At 41.2% G+C, this 24,226-nt stretch carries 18 protein-coding genes; 2 read left to right on the top strand and 16 right to left on the bottom strand.

Annotation, left to right across the window (positions count from 1 at the left end; genetic code table 11):
• Positions 1–198 precede the first annotated feature (198 nt).
• Both V7K45_RS11280 and V7K45_RS11275 read left to right on the top strand, forming a co-directional pair.
• Positions 199–1,203, top strand: a complete 1,005-nt coding sequence (locus V7K45_RS11280; protein ID WP_335003321.1) for an SDR family oxidoreductase — start codon at positions 199–201, stop codon at positions 1,201–1,203.
• Positions 1,204–1,465: 262 nt separating this feature from the next.
• Complete coding sequence (locus tag V7K45_RS11275) at positions 1,466–2,653, top strand: MFS transporter (protein ID WP_335003318.1); 1,188 nt, start codon at positions 1,466–1,468, stop codon at positions 2,651–2,653.
• 128 nt (positions 2,654–2,781) lie between these two features.
• Here V7K45_RS11275 and V7K45_RS11270 read toward each other — a convergent pair whose 3' ends face one another.
• The 16 genes from V7K45_RS11270 to V7K45_RS11195 form a co-directional block, all read right to left on the bottom strand.
• Positions 2,782–4,431, bottom strand: coding sequence for a GMC family oxidoreductase (locus V7K45_RS11270; protein WP_335003316.1), 1,650 nt, complete (start codon positions 4,429–4,431; stop codon positions 2,782–2,784).
• Positions 4,432–4,568: 137 nt separating this feature from the next.
• Complete coding sequence (locus V7K45_RS11265; protein ID WP_335003314.1) at positions 4,569–5,702, bottom strand: glycosyltransferase family 4 protein; 1,134 nt, start codon at positions 5,700–5,702, stop codon at positions 4,569–4,571.
• Between the two features lie 32 nt (positions 5,703–5,734).
• Positions 5,735–7,204, bottom strand: coding sequence for an O-antigen ligase domain-containing protein (locus tag V7K45_RS11260; protein ID WP_335003312.1), 1,470 nt, complete (start codon positions 7,202–7,204; stop codon positions 5,735–5,737).
• A gap of 63 nt (positions 7,205–7,267) precedes the next feature.
• Positions 7,268–8,224 carry a glycosyltransferase family 2 protein gene (locus tag V7K45_RS11255; protein ID WP_335003310.1) on the bottom strand — a complete coding sequence of 319 codons (957 nt, stop codon included), beginning with the start codon at positions 8,222–8,224 and terminating at the stop codon, positions 7,268–7,270.
• Entirely contained in the window at positions 8,142–9,341 is a 1,200-nt protein-coding gene (locus V7K45_RS11250) for a glycosyltransferase family 4 protein (protein WP_335003308.1), read from the bottom strand. Before V7K45_RS11250 ends, V7K45_RS11255 begins: the two co-directional genes overlap by 83 nt.
• Positions 9,342–9,526: 185 nt before the next feature.
• A complete protein-coding gene (locus V7K45_RS11245) occupies positions 9,527–10,519 on the bottom strand; it encodes a glycosyltransferase family 2 protein (protein WP_335003306.1) in 993 nt (330 codons plus the stop codon).
• A gap of 64 nt (positions 10,520–10,583) precedes the next feature.
• Positions 10,584–11,744, bottom strand: a complete 1,161-nt coding sequence (locus tag V7K45_RS11240; RefSeq protein WP_335003304.1) for a glycosyltransferase family 4 protein — start codon at positions 11,742–11,744, stop codon at positions 10,584–10,586.
• 184 nt (positions 11,745–11,928) lie between these two features.
• Positions 11,929–13,779, bottom strand: a complete 1,851-nt coding sequence (hepA, locus tag V7K45_RS11235) for a heterocyst formation ABC transporter subunit HepA (protein WP_335003302.1) — start codon at positions 13,777–13,779, stop codon at positions 11,929–11,931.
• A 193-nt stretch (positions 13,780–13,972) separates the two neighbouring features.
• Positions 13,973–14,692 carry a heterocyst development glycosyltransferase HepC gene (hepC, locus tag V7K45_RS11230; protein ID WP_335003299.1) on the bottom strand — a complete coding sequence of 240 codons (720 nt, stop codon included), beginning with the start codon at positions 14,690–14,692 and terminating at the stop codon, positions 13,973–13,975.
• Between the two features lie 655 nt (positions 14,693–15,347).
• A complete protein-coding gene (locus V7K45_RS11225) occupies positions 15,348–17,579 on the bottom strand; it encodes a GumC family protein (RefSeq protein ID WP_335003297.1) in 2,232 nt (743 codons plus the stop codon).
• Positions 17,580–17,679: 100 nt separating this feature from the next.
• Positions 17,680–18,780 carry a glycosyltransferase gene (locus V7K45_RS11220; RefSeq protein ID WP_335003295.1) on the bottom strand — a complete coding sequence of 367 codons (1,101 nt, stop codon included), beginning with the start codon at positions 18,778–18,780 and terminating at the stop codon, positions 17,680–17,682.
• Positions 18,781–19,096: 316 nt separating this feature from the next.
• Positions 19,097–20,410: an NAD(P)H-dependent oxidoreductase gene (locus V7K45_RS11215; protein WP_335003293.1), complete on the bottom strand. Its 1,314-nt coding sequence runs from the start codon at positions 20,408–20,410 to the stop codon at positions 19,097–19,099.
• Positions 20,411–20,764: 354 nt separating this feature from the next.
• Positions 20,765–21,310 carry a dTDP-4-dehydrorhamnose 3,5-epimerase gene (gene rfbC / locus V7K45_RS11210; RefSeq protein WP_335003292.1) on the bottom strand — a complete coding sequence of 182 codons (546 nt, stop codon included), beginning with the start codon at positions 21,308–21,310 and terminating at the stop codon, positions 20,765–20,767.
• Between the two features lie 132 nt (positions 21,311–21,442).
• Complete coding sequence (locus V7K45_RS11205) at positions 21,443–22,288, bottom strand: phytanoyl-CoA dioxygenase family protein (RefSeq protein WP_335003290.1); 846 nt, start codon at positions 22,286–22,288, stop codon at positions 21,443–21,445.
• 21 nt (positions 22,289–22,309) lie between these two features.
• Complete coding sequence (locus tag V7K45_RS11200) at positions 22,310–23,152, bottom strand: phytanoyl-CoA dioxygenase (protein WP_335003288.1); 843 nt, start codon at positions 23,150–23,152, stop codon at positions 22,310–22,312.
• A gap of 50 nt (positions 23,153–23,202) precedes the next feature.
• Entirely contained in the window at positions 23,203–24,210 is a 1,008-nt protein-coding gene (locus V7K45_RS11195) for a glycosyltransferase family 2 protein (protein ID WP_335003286.1), read from the bottom strand.
• Positions 24,211–24,226: the final 16 nt, after the last annotated feature.

Raw genomic sequence — 24,226 nt, 5'->3', positions numbered from 1 at the left:
GCGCTTTCAGATTCCCCAATAGACAGAGAAATGCAACCGTAACAATAATTAACATATACATGTACTAGGAAAGTTATTAAGAAATATTTTTAATAACAACTGATACTAACAAAGCGACTGAATTACTTATCGAAGCCAAAGTCTCTAACGCTGTCGAGCCAATTCCCAATCCCTAATTTATTTTAAAAAGTAACACTTATGCAATTAAAGCCAATCAATCAGCAAGTCGTTTCTGTCGTCGGAGCCTCCAGCGGAATCGGACGTGTCACAGCTCTTGAGTTTGCTAGACGCGGCGCAAAAGTCGTAGTCTCAGCTCGGAGTGAGTCGAAGCTAAAGTCTTTAGTGGAGGAGATTCGCGGCTTTGGCGGTGAGGCAACTTTTTACGTAGCTGATGTGGAAGTATTTGAGCAAGTTAAAGCGATCGCAGATAAAACTGTGGAAGTGTACGGGCGACTCGATACATGGGTACATGTCTCTGCTATCGGCATCTTTGCCACTTTCGACAACATCACACCAGAAGAGTTTAAGCATGTCATTGATGTCGATCTCATGGGACAAGTGTATGGTGCAATGGCAGCCCTACCCCATCTGAAGCGTGAGGGACGGGGGGCACTAATTCATGTCTCTTCAATGGAAGGTAGGCGATCGCTCCCCTACCAAAGTGCTTACTCCGCAGCCAAGCACGGAGTCGAGGGCTTTATCGAAGCCATGCGCCTTGAGTTGCTACATGAAAAATGGCCGATCGGTGTCACGAGTGTGAAACCAGCAGTGATCAACACTCCCTTTTGGAATAATGGTCTGACGAAATTAGGTGTAAAGCCTTCCGGGATACCACCTTACTACGATCCTAAACTTGTAGCTGATGCTATCCTCTACGTAGCCGAACATCCAACTCGTGATTACTTAGTTGGAGATGTAGCTAAAATATTAGATGTAGTACAGCGCATCTCACCATCATTAGTAGATTCATTGTTACTACTTGTCGGCTTCGATTTGCTACGTTCTTCTGAGGCGAAGTCTGAAAATGCACCAAATAATTTTTACCAATCTGTTCCTGAAGACGACAGAGTTAAGGGTGATTTTAGTAACTTAGCTATACCTAGCATTTCCGACTGGCTAGAGAAAAATCCGCTTCTTCAGTGGGGTGCGATCGCTAGTACAGCAGCATTAGCCTTGCTAGCAGCTCAAGTATTCAAAGATTAAGGATAAATAAACTTTTCGGAAAATTTGCAATCCAGTTTTTACAAGGGTTTGAGAGAAATCATTAGACTTCTTAACATAAGTCGGGAAAAGGGGAAGGTGGGATCCCAAGAAGGGGATAAGGGGCGGGGGGAAGGGGAAAAAGTTCTGTATTGTCCCCTTCCCCTTTAACCTTTACCCTTTTCCCCTCTTGCAAAAAGCACTTTTGCAAGAGGTCTATTGTAGAATTTTTGGCAAATTGTCCGATCCAGGAGCATTCTAGCCAATGACAGACTATCAACGCACCTTACCGCCTCTGTGGATAGGTTCGGCGATCGCTTTTTATGCCTTTATTGCCATTGGTATAGCTGAAGCAGGATTAGGAGTTCTTCTGCCCTCGATTCTGGCTACCTATAACCTGACTCCAGCAACCGTCACCCTGCTGTTTCTCAGTCAAATTAGCGGCTACATTCTGGCAGCATTCACCAGCAGTCTGGTGAGTAGTCGGTTGGGGTTAGCGCGAATGCTGTTGATTGCTGCGGGTGCGCTGACGATGGCGTTGACGATCTATGCTACCTCACCCTCCTGGTTTCTCATGGTTGCCGCTGGATCGGCGTTGGGATTGGGGATTGGGTTGATTGATGCAGGCATCAACACTTACATTGTGCAAGATTCCCGCAGTGCCAGTTTGATTGGTTTGCTCCATGCTTTCTATGGTATTGGCGCACTTTCAGGCCCGGCGATCGCTACTACTTTGTTAGCAGTTGGCATGAACTGGCGACAAGTTTATGGGGTATTAGCCGGGATTGTCAGCCTATTAATTGTGAGCGTGCTGGGCGTCATCATCTTCAACTACACACCAATGACAGTACGGGTATTGCCATCAAAAACAACTGCGTTAGAAAATCTGGGCAGAGCGCTGCAAACTCCGATAGTACTGCTAACTGGACTACTTTTGCTAGTTTATGTTGGCACTGAAGCCTGCATTGGTAACTGGGCATACACTGTGCAGTCTGTCGCTCGTCACACTCCCACGCTGATTGCTGGTTACAGCGTTAGCGCCTACTGGGTGGGATTAACATTGGGACGTTTCATTTTAGGTTATTTCTTGCAACGGCTTGGGGCAGTCCGCACAATCAGTATGTCACTCAGTCTTGTAATCATTGGATTGCTTGCTTGGTGGCAACTGCCAGATCAATGGATTAGCTTACCGTTGATTGGCTTTGGGTTGGCAGCGATCTTTCCTGCAACCATTTGGTTAATTCCTCAACGATTGCCAGATCCCCATGTTCCTGCGGCTGTTAGCATCGCCACTAGTGCCGCCAGTTTAGGGGCTGCGATTATACCCACTGGAGCAGGCTGGGTTGCAAGTTGGACAACTTTAGAAATCATCCCAATGTTAATGCTGCCATTGGCACTCTTAATGGTGGGCTTACATTTCTGGCTGGTGCAACATTCGGGAAAAGGCAAGTAATACGAATTTGAAAAAACAATGTGACAAATAGACCATTTGTAGAGACGCGATTCATCGCGTCTTTAGCCAACGATGTAACTCAGGCGATCGCTACATTTAAAACATGACGATTTTACACAAAGTTATACTTAGTGAGACAATTCAGCTTTCAGATGATCTGCCAATCGAATTGCCAAGGCAACAATAGTGAGCGTCGGATTAGCATAGCCTCCTGTAGGAAAAACAGAGCTACCTGCCATGAATAAATTAGAGATGCCGTGTACTTGACAATTTGCATCGACTACTCCTTGTTTTGGGTCGTGATGCATACGCGTTGTACCCATATTGTGATGGGTACTAAGAGAAGCAACTGGACGATCTCCATCCAATTCAATCTGCAACTCACCCAGTCCGGCACTAGCAAACTCTTGTGCAAATACTAACTGCGATCGCTTCACACTGCAAATATCTATTTCGCTCCAATAATTAATTAATTTTGCTTGCGGACAACCCAGCTTATCTAGTTGATTACTGAGTGTTACCCGATTATCTGGATTTGGGGTTTGTTCAGTTTGGCTGAGAATTTCAAACTTTGTATATTTCTGTTCGTTACCTTCATGCTCAGACCATCCTCCATGACTCAAATCAGGGAATAAATATTCCTTTTTGAGATTATATTTATACCAATCAGCCACTAAATCATCAATATTTGTCATGACATTTTGCAAATGCTGAAAAATATTTTTAGGTAACTGTCTTTGTCGAACTGAAGAGAACAAAATTTTTGCAGAAGCCTTTGCAGCCGATCTATACCTTTCATCTCTGGGATATAACAACGCGGTCATATTTAATAATTTCTCGCGGCGCATCACTTGTTCCGTCAGAGCAAATTTTCCCATGACTGTGACATTATTAACGCGGCGTAAGTCATACAAAGCCATCGAATTAAAGATTTTGCGATTTTGCGGAACCAGCATACCACAACGAATAAAAGGATGATCCATGAAGAATCTACCCACTAAATCATGTTGATTGCCTAATCCATTCTTTTGAATTCGGTTTGATAGTAATAATAAACGCGCGTTTTCAATCCCACCTGCGGCTAAAATAAATACTTTTGCAACAACCCAAAATTTCTTACCAGATAAACAAGCAACTTGCACGCGTTTCACTGTTTGGGTTGTTTCGTCTGCCTCAATTTCTACCACATTGGCATTGAGGAATGTAGTTATATTAGGAGATTGGTTGATTTGATGGCGATATTCATTAGTAAAAATATCGCGCGGGCCAAACTGAAACATACTGGTAGTAACTCGGTCACTTGTGAAATGTGTCCGAGGAGATTGAGCATTTTCCCAAGCCTCTGCCTCATAAGCAAAAGAACCGAGTTTACAGACTGCTTGAGCGCGCTCATAAAATGGATTAAGGTGAGATTTACTAAAAGGCCAGCCACTATATGGAACCCAATCTCGTTTTTCAAAATCTATTGCGTCTAACGGTACGTGCCTCAAACCAAGTTGATTTTTATTAATTTCAATATTCCAGACATTAGCCATTCCACCAAATTGACGATGACGCATATCTTGCAGTGGTGGAAAAGGATCTCCAACGGTTTCGCCTTCACCAAGAGATGCAGTTTCTTGATTAAATTCCAAATCACCACTTTCTAGTAAGCAAACTCGAAAGTCTTGCCCAATTAATTCTCGTGCGAGTGTAATTCCTGCTGGGCCAGCACCAACTATACAAACTTCAGTATGGATAATTTCATCTATTGGTAATTTGCGGCTATCAATCAACATTGATTTAGTTCCTTTTGCATAAATATTTTTTATATTGTGCAGATGTATAGAAGATATTAATTACGAAGTATAAATGCGTTTGTAGTAAGGACTTTAGTCCTGAATTTTTAAGCACTAAAGTGCTTACTACAAACCTCTCAAAACTTTTGTGATAGAGGACTAGGCATTACAGAACGAATTGCATTAATAAAATTTTGGGCATAATTCTGCGTTGAAAAATCGAGGGCGCGTTGTCTAGCAGCGACTCCCGCACTCTGGGCAAATTCTTGCTCGTCAAGATAGCGGAGAATTGCGATCGCTAATTGCTCCGCATCGCCGTAAGGTGTTAATAGTCCATTCATACCATCAGTAATAATCTCTGTCGGGCCGCCTGCACTACCAGCAATTACAGGTTTACCCAGCGCCATCGCCTCAATAATCACAATTCCAAATGGCTCTTTATCCGACGCATGAACAAATACATCCATCGCCTGCACCCACTCCGGGATATTGCGCTGTAGTCCAGCCATAATTACTTGGTCTTTCAAGCCCAAAGCGGTGATTTCGGCTTTTAAGAAGTCTTCATAATCTGGTTCCAAATCGTGCTTACCGCCAACTACCAGACAATGGGCATCGGGATACTTCTGTAAAATTTTGGGCATCGCTTGCACCAATACGTGCATTCCCTTCCATCGTTGCAATCGCCCCACAATTCCAATCAACGGCCCGTGTAAAGGCAAGCCTAGTTTTCGCCGTGCTTCTTCTGGAGTTGGTAAAGCATTCGGCTCAAATCGGTCTAATGCGACACCAGGATAAACCAAAGGTGTTGGTCTGTGCGGCCAAATCTCTGCCTGTGCTTGCTTGCCATCTTGTGAAAGAGTGATAATTGCCCGCGCTGGGATTAAGGTAGCGATTCGCACCAACCAAGTTTTATCGCTAGGTACTTCTAGTTGATACCACACAGCAGGCAACCCTGCCAACATTGCCGCCAAACCTCCCGATATATGCGTAATCCACATCCAATTGACAATTATATCTGCACGTTCGCGGCGAGCGATCGCAGCTATCCGCAAAACAGCGCCAATAAAACGGTGGATTTGCCGTAAACGTCCACTTTTTACAACTCGCGCATCAATACCGAGAGACTTTACTTGTTCGACCATCGGGCCATCTTCTAAAAATATCACCAGCCACTCAACACCAGCATTACGTCCCTGCTGCACCAAATCCCAAAGCATCATTTCACCACCGCCTCGTTGCTCGGCCAGTGGCATGACAATAATTACTTTCATAATCTATAAAATTCCTATTTAAGTTATAAGATTTATGAGATTCTCGATTTATTAGAGAAGTTAGAAATATTGGAGAACATCTGAGGATTGCTATAGTACTTATGTCCTGCCATAGCCATAGCTAAAAATCCCCAAAGAATCATCCCTGATACGCTCAACATCCCGCTACCGATAACTAACTGTGAAGCAGCACTGATCCCAATGGCACGGGCAGCACTGACAAAACTATCGAAACGACCTTCACCATAGCTGCTAACAGTAATAATCAAAAAGATTAATCCACCCATATAAAATATGCCTCCAAACCAACCAAGGGTGAAAAACATATCTAAAATGCCGCTATCAATTACTACTACTTCAATTTGACCAGTTTTTTCGTTGACCTTCCAAATATTTCCTAAGCCGTTACCTAGAGCATTAGAAAGGGCTAAACCAAGATTTCTGTCGTAAGTTCCCGATCTATCTTTAAAGCTGCCATCTTCTTGAATATTAGAAAAAGTTTCAAAACGTGCTGCTACTACTCCAGCAATTGGTTCGATAGTTGTCAATGGCACAACACAAATAGCCATGACCGCAATTATGGTAATTAAGCGCATTTGAATTTTGGCTTTGACTGAACCCATAATCATAATTATTCCAAATAACCAGCCTCCCCAATTAGTACGTGCTTGTGTTAATAGAAAAGATAAGTAACCAACAGCTGAAGCCGGAAAAATTAAGTTTCCTGAACTGGTAAATAACAACAGTAACCCAGCCTGCATAACAGAACCAAAGGGGCCGACTGAGTGTAATGTACTCCAGACGCGCATCCCGAAAGGTACAGGGTTTCCAGAACTCATGAATAATTTTGATTGTATGAGCCAGTACCTATCCCACTCAGGAGCTACTACAAATTGATATACGCCATAAGTTCCTAAAATCAACACACACCAGAGAAATGTTCGCTGAATATTCTGGCGATAGCTGGGATAATCTCGCCAGTTGATAAATAAGTGAAAAGCGAAAATAACCGGACTGAGCCAATCCATTAATCCGCGTGCTACAGGGATAGGTGGGTTGTAAATTAGACCCACAAGAAAGCCATAGAAAACTCCGATAAAAGCCAAAACAAACGGCAAACCCCCTTGGCGAGAAGCGCGGGGAAAATGCCGCAAAAATGTTGCTATAGTTATAAACACCACTAAGTAGGGTGCTATAAGCATTTGACGGCTAGCATCCCACCCTACCCGATAGTCAACTAAGCGAGTCGCTAAGGGCGTGAGAAACCAAATCCACCAGGTAAAGCCAATGTAGAGAATGGGATGCCGCAAGTATAAAAATAAGGCTACTACTAAAGCTGTCGCCGGGTAAATTAGGCGCAATCCGGCAGTAACACCACCAAAATAGCAAACTACAGTTAGTAATATAAAGCCTGCGATCGCCATCCAACCCTGTAGCGATCGCTCTTCGGGAGAATAGTTTTCTTGTAAAAAACTATTGAAAAGTATCTGCTTAGAATTCATTCAATTTTAGATGTACATATAAATAAGTTCAACTCGTTCCCAGGCTCTAGCCTGGGAATGAAGTCATTCGAGGCTCTGCCTCATTCTGAATTGCGAATTCTGAATTTTGAATTGTTTATATCCCTGCCAACGCCCACGCCAAGATGCTAATAACTTTTTCCCCGCCAACTGCCCTTGGCTAGGTAAAAATCTCAGACATTGTACTAAGCCCAAACTATCGCATGTACCCACGAATACTGCCCAGAACAAAAATGCAATCCGGCGGATAAATGGTAAATGCTCTAGTAAAACTAAGGTTTCATTATGGACTAAATTAATAAAGGCAATTTCATTAAAGTTATTTCGCTGATCTTCGTCAAAACGTTGGGCTGGATAATGATCTACAGCAACGTGAGGATCGTAAATTATCTTCCAACCAGCCCGCTTTAATGCCAGGGTAAATGCCATTTCAAAGTGTACCTGCGCTCCAGTACCGCGCATCCGCTCGTCAAAGCGTAGTTGTCCGATAGCTTGGGTACGAAAACTCATGTTCACGCCCTTGAGAATATCGACTTCGCGGGGTTCTCCCACTCCCAGGTGATGGTTGCCAATGACTCGCCCGAACCATTGCAACTGTCCCACTACTGGGCGGGATTCGTCTTCTAATTTACTGCCGTGGTATATCCAATCACGCCCTCCCAGACCGCCGAGGTGAGTATCGCAGGTAAAGTAAGCCGCAATCCGCTCTAACCAATCGGGGTGGGGTGCAGCATCATCATCAGTAATGGAAACAATATCGCCCTCCACTGCTGCTAGTCCGGCGTTGAGAGCTGCTACTACCCCCGGTTGTGTCACTTTCACGGTATGCAGTGGCAAGTTGTGCGCTGTGTATTGAGCCAGAAATTGCCAAGTTTCTGCATCCGTATCGCGGACAACCACTATTACCTGATCGACTGGTTTAGTTTGCTCCTGTAGCGCCAAAAGGCAGCGTGAGAGGTCTTGTGGACGACGATAAGTCGGTATCAGAACGGTGTTCCGCATTGCTTAACTCCTCGAATAAATCCACATAAGTTTGTGCCATAGTAGTCCAGCTATGTTGTTCTGCCACAGAACGAGCAGCTTGACTCATTTGCTGCATGAGCATATCTACACTTACCAAGGACATCATCGCCACAGCCAAAGCTTCGATATCATTTGAGTCGGTTAAGACGATGCCACATTCTGGTGTCACCAACTCTGCACCCCCGGTAGCTGTGGCAGTAATTACTGGTAGTCCTGAAGAAAGTGCTTCTAACAATACGAGGCTACAAGCTTCATATCGGGAAGGAAAAATAAATAAATCTACTGACCGCATAATTTCGGGGATATCACGGCGAAATCCGACAAAATGCACGCGATCGCTTAACCCCAAAGATGCTGCTAGTTGTGGGAAGGGGCTACCTTCGATATGACCTACCACCGCCAAATGTAAATCGGGTACTTTCACCAAGGCGTGTAGGACTGTATCTAAATTCTTTCTGGGTGTGCGGATGTCTCCAGCAAACAAGGCTAGGGTAACATTCTCCGGTAAACCTAATTTTTGGCGATTGCTTTCACCAGGGGTAAACTCTTCTAAGTCAACGCCATTAACAATTACCCGAATCCGAGAACGCGGTACACCAATGTTGACTAATTCTTGGGCTACCTTTTCGGATACAGCCACCACAACCTGCGCTTTTTGGAAAGCTTGTTTTTCCCAACGGGCATTAAAAGCCGTAAATAACCACTGGTAAAAACCATATAAATCGCGGCGGTTGCGAGAAATATGGACAGGCGATCGCAACCATGAACTGTGGACAAAATGTACAGCATTCACATCAGCCGCGGCCAGATTAATAGCTCCATTGACTTTAACTAAATCAATGTAAGAGCGATGTTTGCGCAACCAATCTGCGCTTTTTTGGGCAAAGATGAAATTACGTACAAATTCTGTTGGATAGCCTTTGACTGGAATTTTAATCCAATTAACTCGGTTATTTTCTTCTAGTTCTGGTGCGACTTCACTAGCTAATAATGTCAAGTGATGACCGCGACGTATTGCTTCTTTAGCAACCTCATAGTTTACCCGCCCTTGACCATCACCTTTTTTGATTTTATGAGTAACAATACAAAGTTTCATACACTATTTCCTTAAGGATAAAATCCTTGAATCACCCCTCCCAAACCCTCCCCGTATGTATTGGGGAGGGGCAAGATTTCAAGTTTCCCCCCCTGCTTTATAAAGGGGGATTAAGGGGGGTCTATTCGACTTATACAAGAGGTCTCTTTAAAAAATAAATTCCTCAACTCAGAAATATTGAGATATTATTTCGATATTCCTATTAACTTACTTGTTAAAAATCGCGGCGTAAAACTAAGACTAAGTGCTGCCATAGTTCGCACATTAAATTTTTGTTGATTCAGCGCTTGCCAAAAATAAGGGCGTGCTGCGGCTATCTGTTCGCTTCGTAGTAAACCAATTCCCAAAGTAGTATTAGCTTCTAACCATTTCTGTTGAAAATGAGTTCTAAATTCCTGTAACCGAGGGTCTTCTATAAATACTTGATAGCAAAACATTTCGCTTTTCGCTTTGCGAATTTTTGCTTGTACATCTCGACTACCACTGAGCATAGTATCAGTTTGCTCATGGGCGCGATATCGCGTCAATCTTTCTGGATAATAGTAAGCGCCATAACCAGATATGCAAAATAGATAGGTTAAATATAAATCCCACATTCCAGCAACTTCTGAGGGAATACTATACCAATCCACCAAATTATTCCGAATCACGCAAGATGCAGCAGTAGGTATACTTTTATCTACCAATCCAATTTTGGAAAAAGGTTTATAAATTCCTTTTGCTAGTTTGTCTCGCTTGTAAGCGCGTGTATTTTCTTCGGTACCAGTATGATTAATTATGCCATTAGCATCTATAATATATTGATCGCAAAAAGCGAGAATTAAATCAGAATTTGCTTCTAGTGGTGGTACAAGCTTTGCTAAAAAGTCTTCATTCCAAATATCATCGTCGTGGAGACTAGCAACATATTTACCTTGCGCCATATTGAAACCATGTTGCTGATTAGCTAACATCCCCACATTTTGCTGATGTCGCCAAAATCTGATACGTGAATCACCAAAAGATGCGACAAGTGCTTGGGGATTTTCTGAACTACAATTATCAGAAATAATAATTTCAATATTTTGATAAGTTTGTTTTATTGCACTTGCGATCGCTTGCTTGAGATAGTCTGGTCGATTATAAGTGGGAATAACAATACTGACTAAAGGTTGTTGACATTCTTGATGTAATGACATATTTTTCTCCCTTTATATTTTCTAAGTAAAAGATGCAATAATTGATGTTTTCAGTAAATTCAGCTTATTTAGCTGGAGAGATACTATATACTTTGTTGGCTTGTGAAGGAAATTCAGCTATTGTTTTTGCATAAATTGTTCGGAGATTATTTACATGAGCAGCCATTGTAAATTCCTTCATCAATAAAGTATGACCTTGCTCACCCATGTATCGGCTTTTTTGATAATTTCTAGACAATTCATTAATAGCATCAGCCAGCTTTTGGATATTATTGCCTGGAACAAGCATACCCGTTTCACCATCTCGTAAATGTTCTGGAATTCCACCGACTGCACTACCAATTACAGGTCGACAACGAGAGTATGCTTCCAAAGTTACAAGACCGGCAGGTTCAGGCCAAACACTGGGAAAGATGACTGCAAAACACTGTTGATAAAGTTTATCTAATTTATCCGAATCGCACCAACCATGCCAAGTGATTCGCTGATTCAATCCGAGTGTGGTTGCTAACTTTTCTAACCGTGGTCGTTCCCAACCTTCACCTGCAATATCAAGTTGAATTTTCGGGTCTGTATGTATTAAGGTTTTCAGTAACCATTCCAGACCTTTGTCAGAAACAATGCGTCCAGCAAACAAAATTCGATGATTTTGATGTACTTCTAAGCTAAGGGGTGAACTTGCTGTTTCTGGTATAGAGATTCCACAATGTAGCGTTATAACTTGTTCGGGGAATACACCGTTTTGAATTAACTCTTGCCGCACATATTCGCTATTAGCAATGAAGGTAATTTTTAGCCTTTTCAAGACATCTAAAAACTGATGAGTGGTTTGAAGTTCTTTAAGAGTTCTTAAAGGTCTACGGCTACCACATTTATCTACTAATTTACCCCAGCTACATCCTAAGTAAGAGAAGTTGCGATCGCAGATTGTCCGTTGCTCTGCTAAATACTTTGTGCCGCTAGGGCAGTAGAATGAGTGATTATGAACGCTGAAGATAGCAGGACATTCGCCTGTAAGCTGCAATAGCAAATCTGGACTGTGGATGTGCAGCAGTTTGAACTGTCTTTGATCGATATTTTTCAGTGATTTTATCACGCGATCGCTAACATCAGATGGTCGATGTTCAAACAGAGAAGCTAAATAAGTTTCAACACCTCCGCTCCCACCGACACCAAAACTTGAGCATTGATAAATTAGGTCTTTGTCAAAGGTTTCCTGGGGCATATTTTCTATGAATATTAAGTATATAGGATTAATTTTAATAACTTATTTGTAGAGGCAATAAGTGTTTAAAATTTTATTGTCTGACAATTTCGCAAAATTACCGCTCCATATTTAGGGGTTTACGGCTGTAGAGATATACAGCCGATAAATATGTTCTAATTACTTTGGTAATTGAATGTTGTTTCTAATCTGGCTGCCTTAATTCATACTGCATTTGATGATATTTCCAAAGCTTGCCTTTTAGTTCCAATAGTTCTTGATACTTACCTTGCTCTACTATCCTTCCCTGTTCTAAAACTACAACTTTATCTGCTTTAGAAATAGTAGAAAGACGGTGAGCGATCGCAATTACTGTTTTACCCACAGATAGCTTTTCTAATGAATCTTGAATTAAGCGCTCAGATAGCGAATCTAAGGCACTAGTCGCTTCATCCAAAATCAAAATTTCCGGGTTCCGCAGTAAAGCTCGTGCAATAGCAATTCGCTGTCTTTGTCCTCCAGATAATCTAACACCCCGATCTCCTAATTGGGTATCGAAACCTTCGGGCATTTCCAAAATAAATTCTAGTGCATTCGCTAGTTTAGCTGCTTCTTTAATTTCCTCATTTGTCGCCTCTGGAGTGCCGTAAGAAATATTCTGCCAAACATTAGTATTGAAGATGAAGGTATCTTGACTGACGACAGCTATTTTGCGACGGAGAGAGTTAATTTCAAACTGTCGGATATCCATTTCATCAATGTAAATATATCCATCCGTAGCATTATAAAATCGGGGAATCAAATCAGCAAGAGTTGTTTTACCAGCGCCAGACGATCCGACTAATGCTGTCATCTTTCCCTTTTCAATCGTCAGAGTAATATTATGCAACACTAGATTTTCATCATCATAGCCAAAATCCACAGATACTAAATCTATTGACCTCTTTAATCCCTTAAACTGAACTCTGCCATTTTGAAAGTAATATTTTTCATCACTTGTCAACAGATTTTTAATATTGTCTGCTGAACCATGTAAAGTGCTAAGATATGCTCTTGTGCCATTAATATCTTGGACAAATGGAATAAAGCGAAAGAGTACAAAGAAAAAAGTTAGCAAAGAAGCAACTTGTAGCGTTCCATTAGTGACAAGACTAGTGAATGCCAAAATAATCATTCCGATCAATACCGTAGTTGCTACCCCTTCGGCAATTGGCTTCACAAGTGTCCAGGTAAATACAACCTTTGTTGTACTACTTATTACCTTATCGCTAGCTTTATAGTAACGCTGACGCTCAAATTCTTGAGTACCACAAGAATGAACAGTGCGAATGCCATTAATAAATTCTATGGCTGTTGATGTAAAATTAGCATTAGCAGTTGTCATGCCAAAACTCGATTCTCTGACTCTGGCATTTAGATTTGACAACCCTACACCTAACAGTGTAAATAGCAATGCTGAAATTATCGTCAATTGCCATGAGATCAAAAACATTGATATTAAGTAGACAAAGGTTGTTAGTCCTCTAGTTACTAAAAAAGCTCCGCCACTAAAACCTTGTCTGATCCTTTCAATTTCTGTAGTAATTGTGTTAATTAGTTCGCCAGAACGAGTTTTACTAAAGTAACTTAGCGATAATGATTGTAACTGTTCAAAGATTTGCTTGCGTAAGCGATCGGCAAGATGTAATTGAGATAATTCAGTATAGACTTGAGAAAAATAATTGAAGGTGGCACGTAACCAAGTACTCAATAAAATCAGCAAAGATACGCGATACAAACGATTAATCGCTGATGTCTTGGCTCCCAAAATCCAAAGATCGAACCATTCTATTCCTGTTTGTACAGGTTGAGCATTGGGACTAGTTAAGCTTTGCAAGAATGAAAGTAAGAAACCAATACTTACACCTTCAAAGGTTGCCGCCAAAATTGAAAATATTAGAGCTAAAATTGCAATTTTACGAAAATGTTTAAATTCTCGCAATATCAAATAGTTGTCTTGCCAAAAGCTGCTAGCTTTGAGCAGATTACTGACTGGTTGAGGAAGCTGGAAATTCATGGATTTTATCATAATAGTTTGGCAAGGTAGATAGACCTCTATAGATGAATGCAGTCCAGATAAGCCTAAAACCCTGATATAGAGATGCGAGTTATCGCGTTTGGAAAACTAATTATCTAGAATCGGATGCTACATAAATAATTTTTTGAGCCTCAGTGCGATAAATGAAATCATCAATTACCGCACCGACAAATTATAGAGTTTGGCTATCCAGATGTAACAGATGAGACTGTGCCTCTACTTCCCAGGAAGCTGTAATTTCTGGTAATTTATTTAGCTGTACTGCATCTTCCAAAGTCCAACAACGAGATCCGGTTAAACTCATGTCACCCCGTAGCACGTTAAATAACTGTGGCAGATTGTCGAGATTGTATTTACCCATCCAACGCCCTAGCGGTGTGTTATTGTTGGTGCAAAAGCTCATCGCTTGAAAGAGTTTACCCCGTTCCCCAACACGCCATTGATGACAAAAAAGAGGCCCCGGCGAGTAAACCTGCATTAATACAATCAATCCCAACATGACTGGACTTACTAATAGCAGCAATACGAAAGCAGCAATCCAATCAATTACTCGCTGCAATTGTCTAAAGGGTTGGTTAGGAAGTTTTTTGCCAGCGGGTATGCTTAGGTATATTGGTTTTTGAGCTGCTTCACATGCATCTGCCCAAAATTTGAGCAAAGTCTCACCCAATTTTGGATCTATGCTGACCAAACTTACTGGAGAATGTTGTAAGCATTCTACTAGCGATCGCTTATTATCTAATGAAGCCAGATATGGTTGTTTAACTCCTCCAAGCGGCTTCACCAACAGCTTACCCCGCCGCCACAGGAGTGTACAGTACCCACGATTATCCTGGTGTGACTGGGTTACATCATATAAATTCTCTAGAGTTGGAATTATTGAAGTTGTCATAATGTCTTTGGGTTTATACAGGAGTGAATTACTGAGGCGTTATCAAAGGCTATTAATGCCAAAGACCCAAATCCGAATCTTGTTGTAAGTCCAAAAAGTTGGAGATAATTGAGGGCAAAAATATGCTATAGTATTTGCCACTCAGCCAAGCACGTATTGCGTAGAATTCTGCTGGTGTAGAGATTTACAAATTAGACAGATATTAATTACATAGGTAGCAATCACCGCTACTATTAACATTCATGGGCAAATCTTGATTTTCCGGAAACTACTGACAGTAGAGAAGTGTAGAGGGAAATTACCCATGAATCTATATCTACGTTTAATTACGCTGAGGTGTTCATTGTCTCGATAGATTTAACAAAACCAGTCTGCTCTTATCTTCTAGCCTTTATGAAGGTGCTTTAATCTCTAGAATATAAGACTCTGTAGAAATAGCGATCGCTCAAATAACTTCTTTATTTATTCTTTAAAGAGTCAGTGATTTCTCTGAAAATTCATAAAGATAGCATAAATATACTGAATTCTTCCCGATCGCAACAAAATTCAATTTGGTTCATCAAAACGCAGGGACAATTCATGAATCGAAAAAATGCAAAATGCAAAATCCCCGACTTCTTTAAGAAGTCGGGGATTTATCATCTAGCTGTACTAGCTACTTTTCTACAGCTTGACGTAGAGCCAATTGCTGTTGTTTGACATTAGGGACGTAATTACTACTAGAGTTTGATACCCCATTCGCTACAACCCCAATCAGATTTAACTTACTCAGCATGGCTGTCGCTTGATTAAGCTGACTTCGCGTCACAATACCAATGCTTGCCACCATAATCACACTACGACAAGATGATGCGGTAAGCATGGCATCCACCAAACCGAGAACTGGGGGCGCATCTATGAGTACCAAATCATAGTTTTCCTCAAATGCTGCCATTAATTGCATCATCCGCGGGGAACTCAACAGATTAGCTGGATCGGTAGGTTTGGGGCCAGCGGTCAAAATATCGATGTAGGCGGAACCTGAGTATTGAAGACTAATTTGGTTGGGTAGAGTTGTATCACTCGCCAATAAAGTTGAAAGCCCCTGCTCATTAGGAAGATTCAGTTGGTGGTGCAAATTGGGATCGCGTAAGTTGGCATCAATCAGCAGTACTCTTTTGTGTAAACGAGCAGCACTCATTGCCAAACCCAACGCCAAAGCTGATTTACCCTCATCGGCTAAAGCTGAGGTAATCATCAAAGATTTTAAATTAGTAACAGTATTTAAAAGTTCGATGTTTTTGTAAATCAGATCCAGCGATTCCCAACGCGGTGGAGATTGTAATACCTGAATCGTCCAGGGGGCGAGAACTTCTGGCTTGCCAAAAGGCAACTTGATCATTGATTCTCTGGGTTTGGCTGGCGGTAACTTGGGAGTTGTCCCCAACAACGGCATGGCCATTTGCTTCTCTAACTCAGCAGTGGTGTGAACTGCATCATCAGCCGATTCGCGAATAAAGGCAGCAATACCTCCTAACATTAAGCCAACTACAGCACCTAACAGCAAATTCTGTTGAAGATTGGGGCCTAATTGTGCGCCTTTTTGAGGATCTTCTACCACTTCCCAATTAAATCCACCCTTGGAAAGTTCTTGTCGTAATTGTTGTTCTGCTCTTAAAAGCTGCTCTAATCTTTCACGGCTAAATTGTAACTGCGGTAGCATCCGATTGTAATAAGCCAACAGAGGCGGGAAGCGTTTGATTTCAAAACGCAGCTCGTTTTCTTTCTGAGCCAAAGTTTGATCGCGAGCAGTTAAAGCAACTATAGTTGTCTGCGTTTCTACTAACTGACCGGCAAGGCTGAGATCGATTTGGCCTAGCTGTCCTTTTTCGAGAAGAGAGTCTCCAGAAGTGAATGCACCAGCAGATTTTCCGCCTAAAGTTCTTCCTACCTCTTGTTGCAATAATTCCTTCTGGCCCTGGAGCTGTTCTTTCAGCTTTTGCACACTCGGAGTTTGATCTGTAAACCGTAAGCGTTCTTGTGCTAGTGCCAATTCGCTTTTTTGGATTTCGTTTAGTAAGCCTTGATAACGAGTAGACTGACTCAAACGAGAAGCAACTAAAGCATTTTGGGGAGAACGGTTAAGTTGTTCTTCTAAAGATTTTTGGCGTGCTAAAGCTTCCCCATACTGAGCGCGAGTCGTCTGTCTTTCTTGGGAAAGATTATTTAAAGCTGTTTCAATCGCTTTGGCTTGTGACTCTGGATCGATTAAGTTCTGATTTCTGCGAAATCTTTGTAAATTTGTCTCAGCTGCGTTTACTTCTTCACTGGCTTTACTTAACTGTTCCCTAATGATTTGCAGACCTTTTTGTAAACGCGAAGTCTGTTGTTGTTTGTTATATTCCAGATAAACTTGTCGAATTGCATCTAGAACTTTTTGGGTTTTTTCAGGATCTCCAGCAGTATATTCAACTTGAAATATTTTAGTAGCGACATTATCTTCTTTGCTCCTGATTTGAGTTAAGACCAAAGAAGCTTTAATTTCAGCTGAAGTTATATCTGGATAATTAGACTGAAGTTTATCAACTGCTTTTTGGATGAGTCCCGAACTTTGCATCAAGTTAAGCTGAGTGGCAGTATCTATGACCACGTTAGAGTCAGTAAACTGATTGTCTACCCCCGCGCCACCTTCCGTTTTACCTTGATAGTTAGGTTCTACTAGCAGTTGCATAGAACTTTTATAAGTAGGCTTTGTTTTTACAGTTACTATGCTGGCAATCGCAATAGAACTAATTAATACTGCTAAGAACCAAGGAAATCTCCGCACAAATACGGCAAACATTTGCCCGTAACTTGGTTCACTTTCAGAAGCTGGGGCTAGATGAGGATTTAGACTAGTTTGAACCACTTTTATATCCTTGTCTTCAAGACTTACGCTAAGAGATTCTCCGAAAAATACCTATTTTTTTACAAATAAATAGGTAATCTGATAGTGGAAAATTCAGAAATCAAATGAATAATTGCTGCACGCCACAAGCTTGGTTAATAATTTGCTCAACCTTGCCAAAGAATGCATTCTCTGAAAAATTTGCTACCGCATGATTACGGATGCGATCGTAATCCCAAGAAATGCCGTTGGCTTCTAGTAAGGCAACTTGGAGAGAGTCGGGTGTTTGTCTTTTGAAAAAGACTCCTGTTTCCCCTGGTATTTGAGTATCTAATACTCCACCTGCTCCATAAGCGATGACTGGTGTACCGCTAGCATTAGCTTCTACTGGAACTAACCCGTAATCTTCTAGAGCTGCGACAATAATAGACTTGGCTTTGGAAAACAAGTCTTTGCGGGTTCTATCACTTACGTGTCCCAAGAACACAATATTTTGTAATGCTTTAGATTTTAACCGTGTTAGTTCTGGCCCGTCACCAGATATTAATAGCCGCCACCCCAACCAATTAAAAGCTTCGACTATTATATCAAGTCGCTTATAACTGATCATCCGGGCGGAGGCCAGATAATATTCATCTTTTATATCTGAAAAAACAAATTTACTAGTATCAATTGGATAGTTCACCATCATTGCCTTTTTGCCATAAATCTTTTCAATCCGGCGGGCAACAACACTAGAATTAGCAATGTAAAGGTCAGGCTCCTGTGCATATTTCAGGTCTACCTTTCTCATGACTTGAAATACTTGTTCGATTAAAGGAGCAAAATATCTATAGTCCCCGTACTCTCTTAAATAAGTTGCTGTATCCCATAAGAAACGGGTAACGTTATGGCAAAAACAAATGTGGTGAGCATTGGGATTTTTTCGCACTGCTTTGGCGAAGCTGGTGCTACTACTAATAATTAAATCGTAGTCTTGCAGATCCAAGGCACGAAAGGCAGGAAAATATAGAGGAGCCATCGACCTGAAATATTTTGCTGCACCAGGAATCTTTTGTAAGAAAGTTGTATTAACTATGCGATCGCCTAGATCGATAGTTTTTTGGGGGTCGTACAAAGATGTGAAAATATCTGCTTCGGGATAGCGCTTACAAAGCAGTTCAAACACACGCTCTGCCCCACCTCGCTGGGTTAAATAATCATGGACGAGAGCAATTTTCATGAAATTTGACCTAAAGTTTCGATCGGGTTTGTTGAAACGCTCCCCAGCAAGTTATACCATTTTAGATTTTGGATTTTAGACTTCGGCTACGCTCAGTCGAACGATTTTGGATTGGAAATTGCTTTGATGCGTCTGGCTTTGTATTAATCCATGTGTCGCAATCATTTTTCAAAATGGTATTACTATCAACAACTTTAGTGTCCCACAGTATAGCTTTCTATCCTCTTGATGAAATTCTGGCGACAAACATATAGGGGCGTACAGCTGTACGCCCCTACAGCTAATTCATTTGTGGCAAATGTTTTGAGAACCGATATTATCCAACTGCTACTAAGATTTTTTCTGGAGCGAAATAGGCGTTTTGCTCAGATCGTAATTGGTCGCAAAGTCTGCCTTCCGGTAATTCTACATCCTCATAAGTGAGGACTCGATCTTTAGAAATATCTCGTTTGAGGCGGCACCCTTCAGCTAAACCCATTGGTAGAAGATTTTGCTGTTGGACGATATCGGAATTTTCACATTGTCCGTAGGTCATGTAGTAGCCGATGCCATCTAAGGTTTCTCCTGCTTTCAGGTCGATTTTGGCGGTGGTGACAACATCTACTAGCGGGCCTGCTAGTGGAGACATAACGGCATCACCAAATAAAACAGCACGCGCTACGGACAAGGGAACTTCAAAATGACAGAGGTGATAAGGAGTATAGAAGCTGTAAAGTGGGCCTTCGCCTAATTTATATAAGTTGAGATAGTGGCGTTGCTTGGGGTCGTCGTGTGTGGCAAATACATATACGCCTGGGCCTGGTTTGGCTCCAACTACATAATCGACAATACCGCCTAGTTCTTTGAGTTGTTCAACATCATATAACTGGGTCATTTCATCGACATGATCGCTGAAGTCATATCCCAACATTCCCCGTTTGGCGACTTTCATGCCTGTGGCATTGGCAACGATCGCTTGCTCGAAGGAAATTTTGCTTCCGTCGGCGAAGCTAGCCACCATGTGGGGCTTTTGACCCCAACGTTTAGCAAATCCTTCCTGGGTGGTGGGATTGCGATAGGGGTCTTGGAGTCCTTTAATGTTACCGCACAATAAGGGAGTTAAACCAATGCTTTTTACAAAGCGATAAAGGTTCATTTGTACCCCTGGCTGATCGCCATCACAAGCGCTGAGAATCACGCCTGCTTTGTCGGCATACACTTTCAGGATGGGGCCAATGGTGCCATCGAGTTCGGCATTCATCATAATCACATGTTTGCAATGGGCGATCGCTTCCATAACGATCCCAGCGCCAAATTCCACTGCACCCGTGACTTCAATTAATGCATCGATGCCTTCAGCCCGACACAGTAACTTAGCGTCTTCTGTGACTGCATACTTACCGTTAGCGATCGCATCTTCTAATTCGCTGATAGTTGCAACAACTTGGATATCTTCAATTCCTGCTTCCGAATAAGCTTGTTTAGCTGCACCAATCTGACGATTAGAGATAGCAACTAACTCCATTCCTGGCACTGAATTGACAATTTGGTTGGCAATTCCTCGACCCATAAAACCAGCACCGATCATTCCCACCTTGATAGGATTTCCTGCTGCTGCACGGGCTTGTAAGGCGCGATCGATAATAATCATGAACTAAACTCCTTTTTAGAACTGTTTGTTGTGTTACAAATTCTCGATAATTTTGCACTTAATAATTTTTTACAGCTAAACATTAAGTACATTTTCATGGAAATTATCATTAATGATAGCTACTAACTGGTTGCTTGCTAGATGCTATAACAGCAATTTGTTTTTCCGGCTATGATTTTTGATAATTTGCTCCACAGCATTTCTGTAAGCTTGGGCAAACTTTTCTTTGGTATGATTTGCTCTTGCATATTCCCTCCTCCTGCCTCTATAGCGATGGTATTTTTTTGGAAGTGCCTTACCTCATGCAGAGGAGCCTGTGTGTTGTGTGGAAAACACCTGGCACAGAGAAATAGTCTATACGCCAACAGTCATCATTCTCAACAAAGGCCAATTTAAATCTTTTTCGGAGATTTCAGTCACATCTAGAGGCCAATCAATGTTAAAGAATGGGTCATCATAGCGTAAACCTCTTTCATATCCTGGGGTGTAAAATTCACCCACTTGATATACAACTTCAGTCTCATCGGTGAGCGCTTGATAGCCATGAGCAAACATTTCTGGAACATACAAAGCGCGGCGATTTTCTGGGGTTAGCTCTACACCGATGTGTGATAAAAAGCTAGGAGATTCAGGACGCATATCAATAATTACGTCGTAGATAGCGCCTTTAGTACAGCGAATTAATTTTGTTTCTGCTGCTGGCAGAATTTGATAGTGCATTCCCCGGATAGTGCCTTTTTTGTAATTAAAAGACAGGTTACATTGGGCAACTGTTGGCTTTAATCCGTGTGCTTCAAATTCTTGAGCGCAGAAAGAGCGAGCGAAAAAACCACGGTGGTCTGGCTTTTCTTCTAAATCAATGATGAATGCGTCTTTGAGTGCAGTTGGAGTGAAGATCATGAATGAATAACCTTGATAGGAATATTGACGACAACGAAACTTGGTAAATTTAAAAACTTAACTTGTTATAAATCTCATCAATGATAGTCTTGAGAAGATTTTGAGATTAACAAGTAGTTTGCTTTAACTGAACTAGATGGCGCTATTACTGACTGATTCAGTTAACTTTGGTTGGGGAAAAGTATTGTCTCGATATTGAGTACAAACTTCTGGGCGATCGGGAGAAGTAGAAGTGTAGCACGAGAATAGAGTTAGCCTATCTTCTGTGCGTGATGTACCGTGATGTATGGCTTTTTTGGGATCGACAATAATTACTGTTCCTGCCGATCCTGTACAAGATTTCCAAGCCTCTTTCGGGATAATTTCATTTAGTTCTTCATCGGTGATGCCTAAATGACCAGATTGCCAAAGCTTGTAGTAAGTACGGTAATAGTTTAATTTAAATAAAGAGGTTAAAGAGCCAGGGATATATTCAAATGGCCCGTGTTTTTCTTCAACATCATTTAAGTAAATAATGATTTTGATCATGCGGCGGTCTTCTGCATCTTTATGCCATAGTTGTGTACCAAACTGATTTTTATTAGGGAAATCTTTGCGGAGATGTACACCATGAAAAATTATTGGCAGACCAATGTAGTTTTCAATGATGTTTAGAAGCCTTTTTTCGCTTCCCCAAGTAGCAAATTCAGGTAAATATGTAACTGTGTAAACTTGGGGAAATTTCTCCTTTGAATCGTCATGATTGCCAGATTCCATTTGGGACGAATAAGCATAAGCTGCCTTGAGCAATTCTGCTGTTGAATCGAATCCCAATTCAGCAAGTGTGGTAATATGAATACCATCACATTTAAGGTCATCAAAAATTTTGCGATCGCCTGCTTCCAGTACAGGCAAATTAGCAGCATGTTTCCAAAGTGCTAATCTGTAAACTAATTCAGATCCCAGTGAAGATATTTTGCGTTTAATCTTGAGCAGCATCGCATGACTACCTTTAATAGACTATCGGCCATTTTCTATTTGTTGCTTTAACTCTGCTCTGGGATAAGTATCATCCCAGTATTGGGTGCAGAGTTCTGGTCTTTCAGGAGGGTTGGCAGTATAACAAAAGAATAGTGTTGAGCGTTCTTCTGTACGGACTGTGCCGTGATGTAAAGCATTTTTCGTATCTACAAGAATGACTGTACCTGCTGGGCCTGGGCAGGATTTCCAAGCTGATTTGGGGATGACCGGTTTTACTTGTTCATCGTCAATACCCATATAACCTGACTTCCACAGTTTGTAGAAAAGCCGAATATAACTCCAACTAAACAAAGAAGTTAAAGAGCGAGGAATGTATTCAAAAGGCCCAGTTTTTTCTTCTACATCATTCAAGTAAATAAAGATTTTGATAATGCGGCGGTCTTCGGCATCGCTATGCCATAGTAGTGTACCAAACTGATGTTTGCTAGGGAAATCTTTACGTAAGTGTACACCGTGAAAAGCAATAGGTAGACCAATATAGTTTTCGATGAGATTGAGAAGTCTTTTCTCCATTGCCCAGTTATAAAATTCTGGTAAACCTGTAACTGTGTAAATTTGTGGCAACTTTTCATCTAGATGGTCGTTGTTGGGATTTTCCATCTGAGATAATTGCTGGTAAGCAGCTTTGAGTAGTTCGGAGCTAGAGTTTAAGCCTAAATCTGCCAGTGTTGTGACATAAACACCGTCTTTTTTGAGAGCCTTCAGGATATTGCGATCGCGCTCTTCCAATGCTGGCAGATTTCTGCTATGCTTCCAACGAGCTACATAATATTGAAAGTCAGCAGATAGTGTAGATAATTTGCGTTTAATTAGATTAAACATCTGGTAAACTCTTTATAGTTTCAATGTCTATTTATCAGTAATTTAGTAAATTATGGCTTATAGTTCCGTATTTCTTGAGCAGGTATTTCACTTGATTCTGCTAAACTAAATTCTTTAGAAATCATCACGTCAAAAGCACATAAACCGACTAAAGCCAAAAATGGGACTACTGTCTGAATGGCAGACATAGGCCATCTTCTTAAAGCACCTAAGAAAACTTTCAAGTTGACTTCTTTACCGTTTTGCAAAAGCATCCGCCGACAAAACTGCTTAGAATATCCACTCTGCTCCAATTTCAAAATTACTTCGGGTATGTGTTTGTATTGCATTAAAAGTGCAGATTTTGGTTCTTTCTGCCAATAACTCACACCCACAACACATTCCAAATAAGTCTCTTTTGTGACAATTACACGACCATTAGAAGCACAATACCCGGCTAAATATGCTAAAGATATCCAGTTATTCTCAGCATCTTGCCAATTTTGTAGAGCGCGTTTCACTAAATCAGTGCGGTAGATTGTAGCAGTCAGAAAAATGACCGCACCGACACTTTTTGAGAAACAATGCTCAAATATAGCTTTACCATCACCATCACCATCTTCACTATCTATATCAAACCAGCGATTACCAACAATTGTTGGTGGATGAACTGGTTCACCAGTAATTTGGTTCCGACCGGAAAAGTTGAGAAATAACAATGATAAATCTTCATATTGCTTAAGTTTGCTAATCACATAAGCAATAGCTCTATCTTGAATTGGGTCATCATCACCAATCGTCCAAACATATTTTGTTGTAGTCGAATTTAGGCAATACATAATATTTTTGACAACGCCTAAATTCTGAGGATTTTTATTTGATTTAAATGGAATATTGCTAAGGATTATTTGCCATTTTTTAATTACATCCTGAGTATTATCTGTTGAACAATTATCAGAAACTAAAATTTCACAATCATCTTCAAAACCTTTGATAGCTTGAGCTAGCCATGCTAACTGTTTATCCAGTAATTCAGCACGATTATAAGTCGGTATAGCAATGGTCAGTAATTTCTGCATGGTAAAAATAATAGTT

It is taken from the genome of Nostoc sp., from assembly GCF_036917375.1.
Taxonomy (GTDB): domain Bacteria; phylum Cyanobacteriota; class Cyanobacteriia; order Cyanobacteriales; family Nostocaceae; genus Nostoc.
The sequence above is the reverse complement of the archived record's forward strand: the minus strand, read 5'-3'. Positions and strand labels throughout refer to the sequence as shown.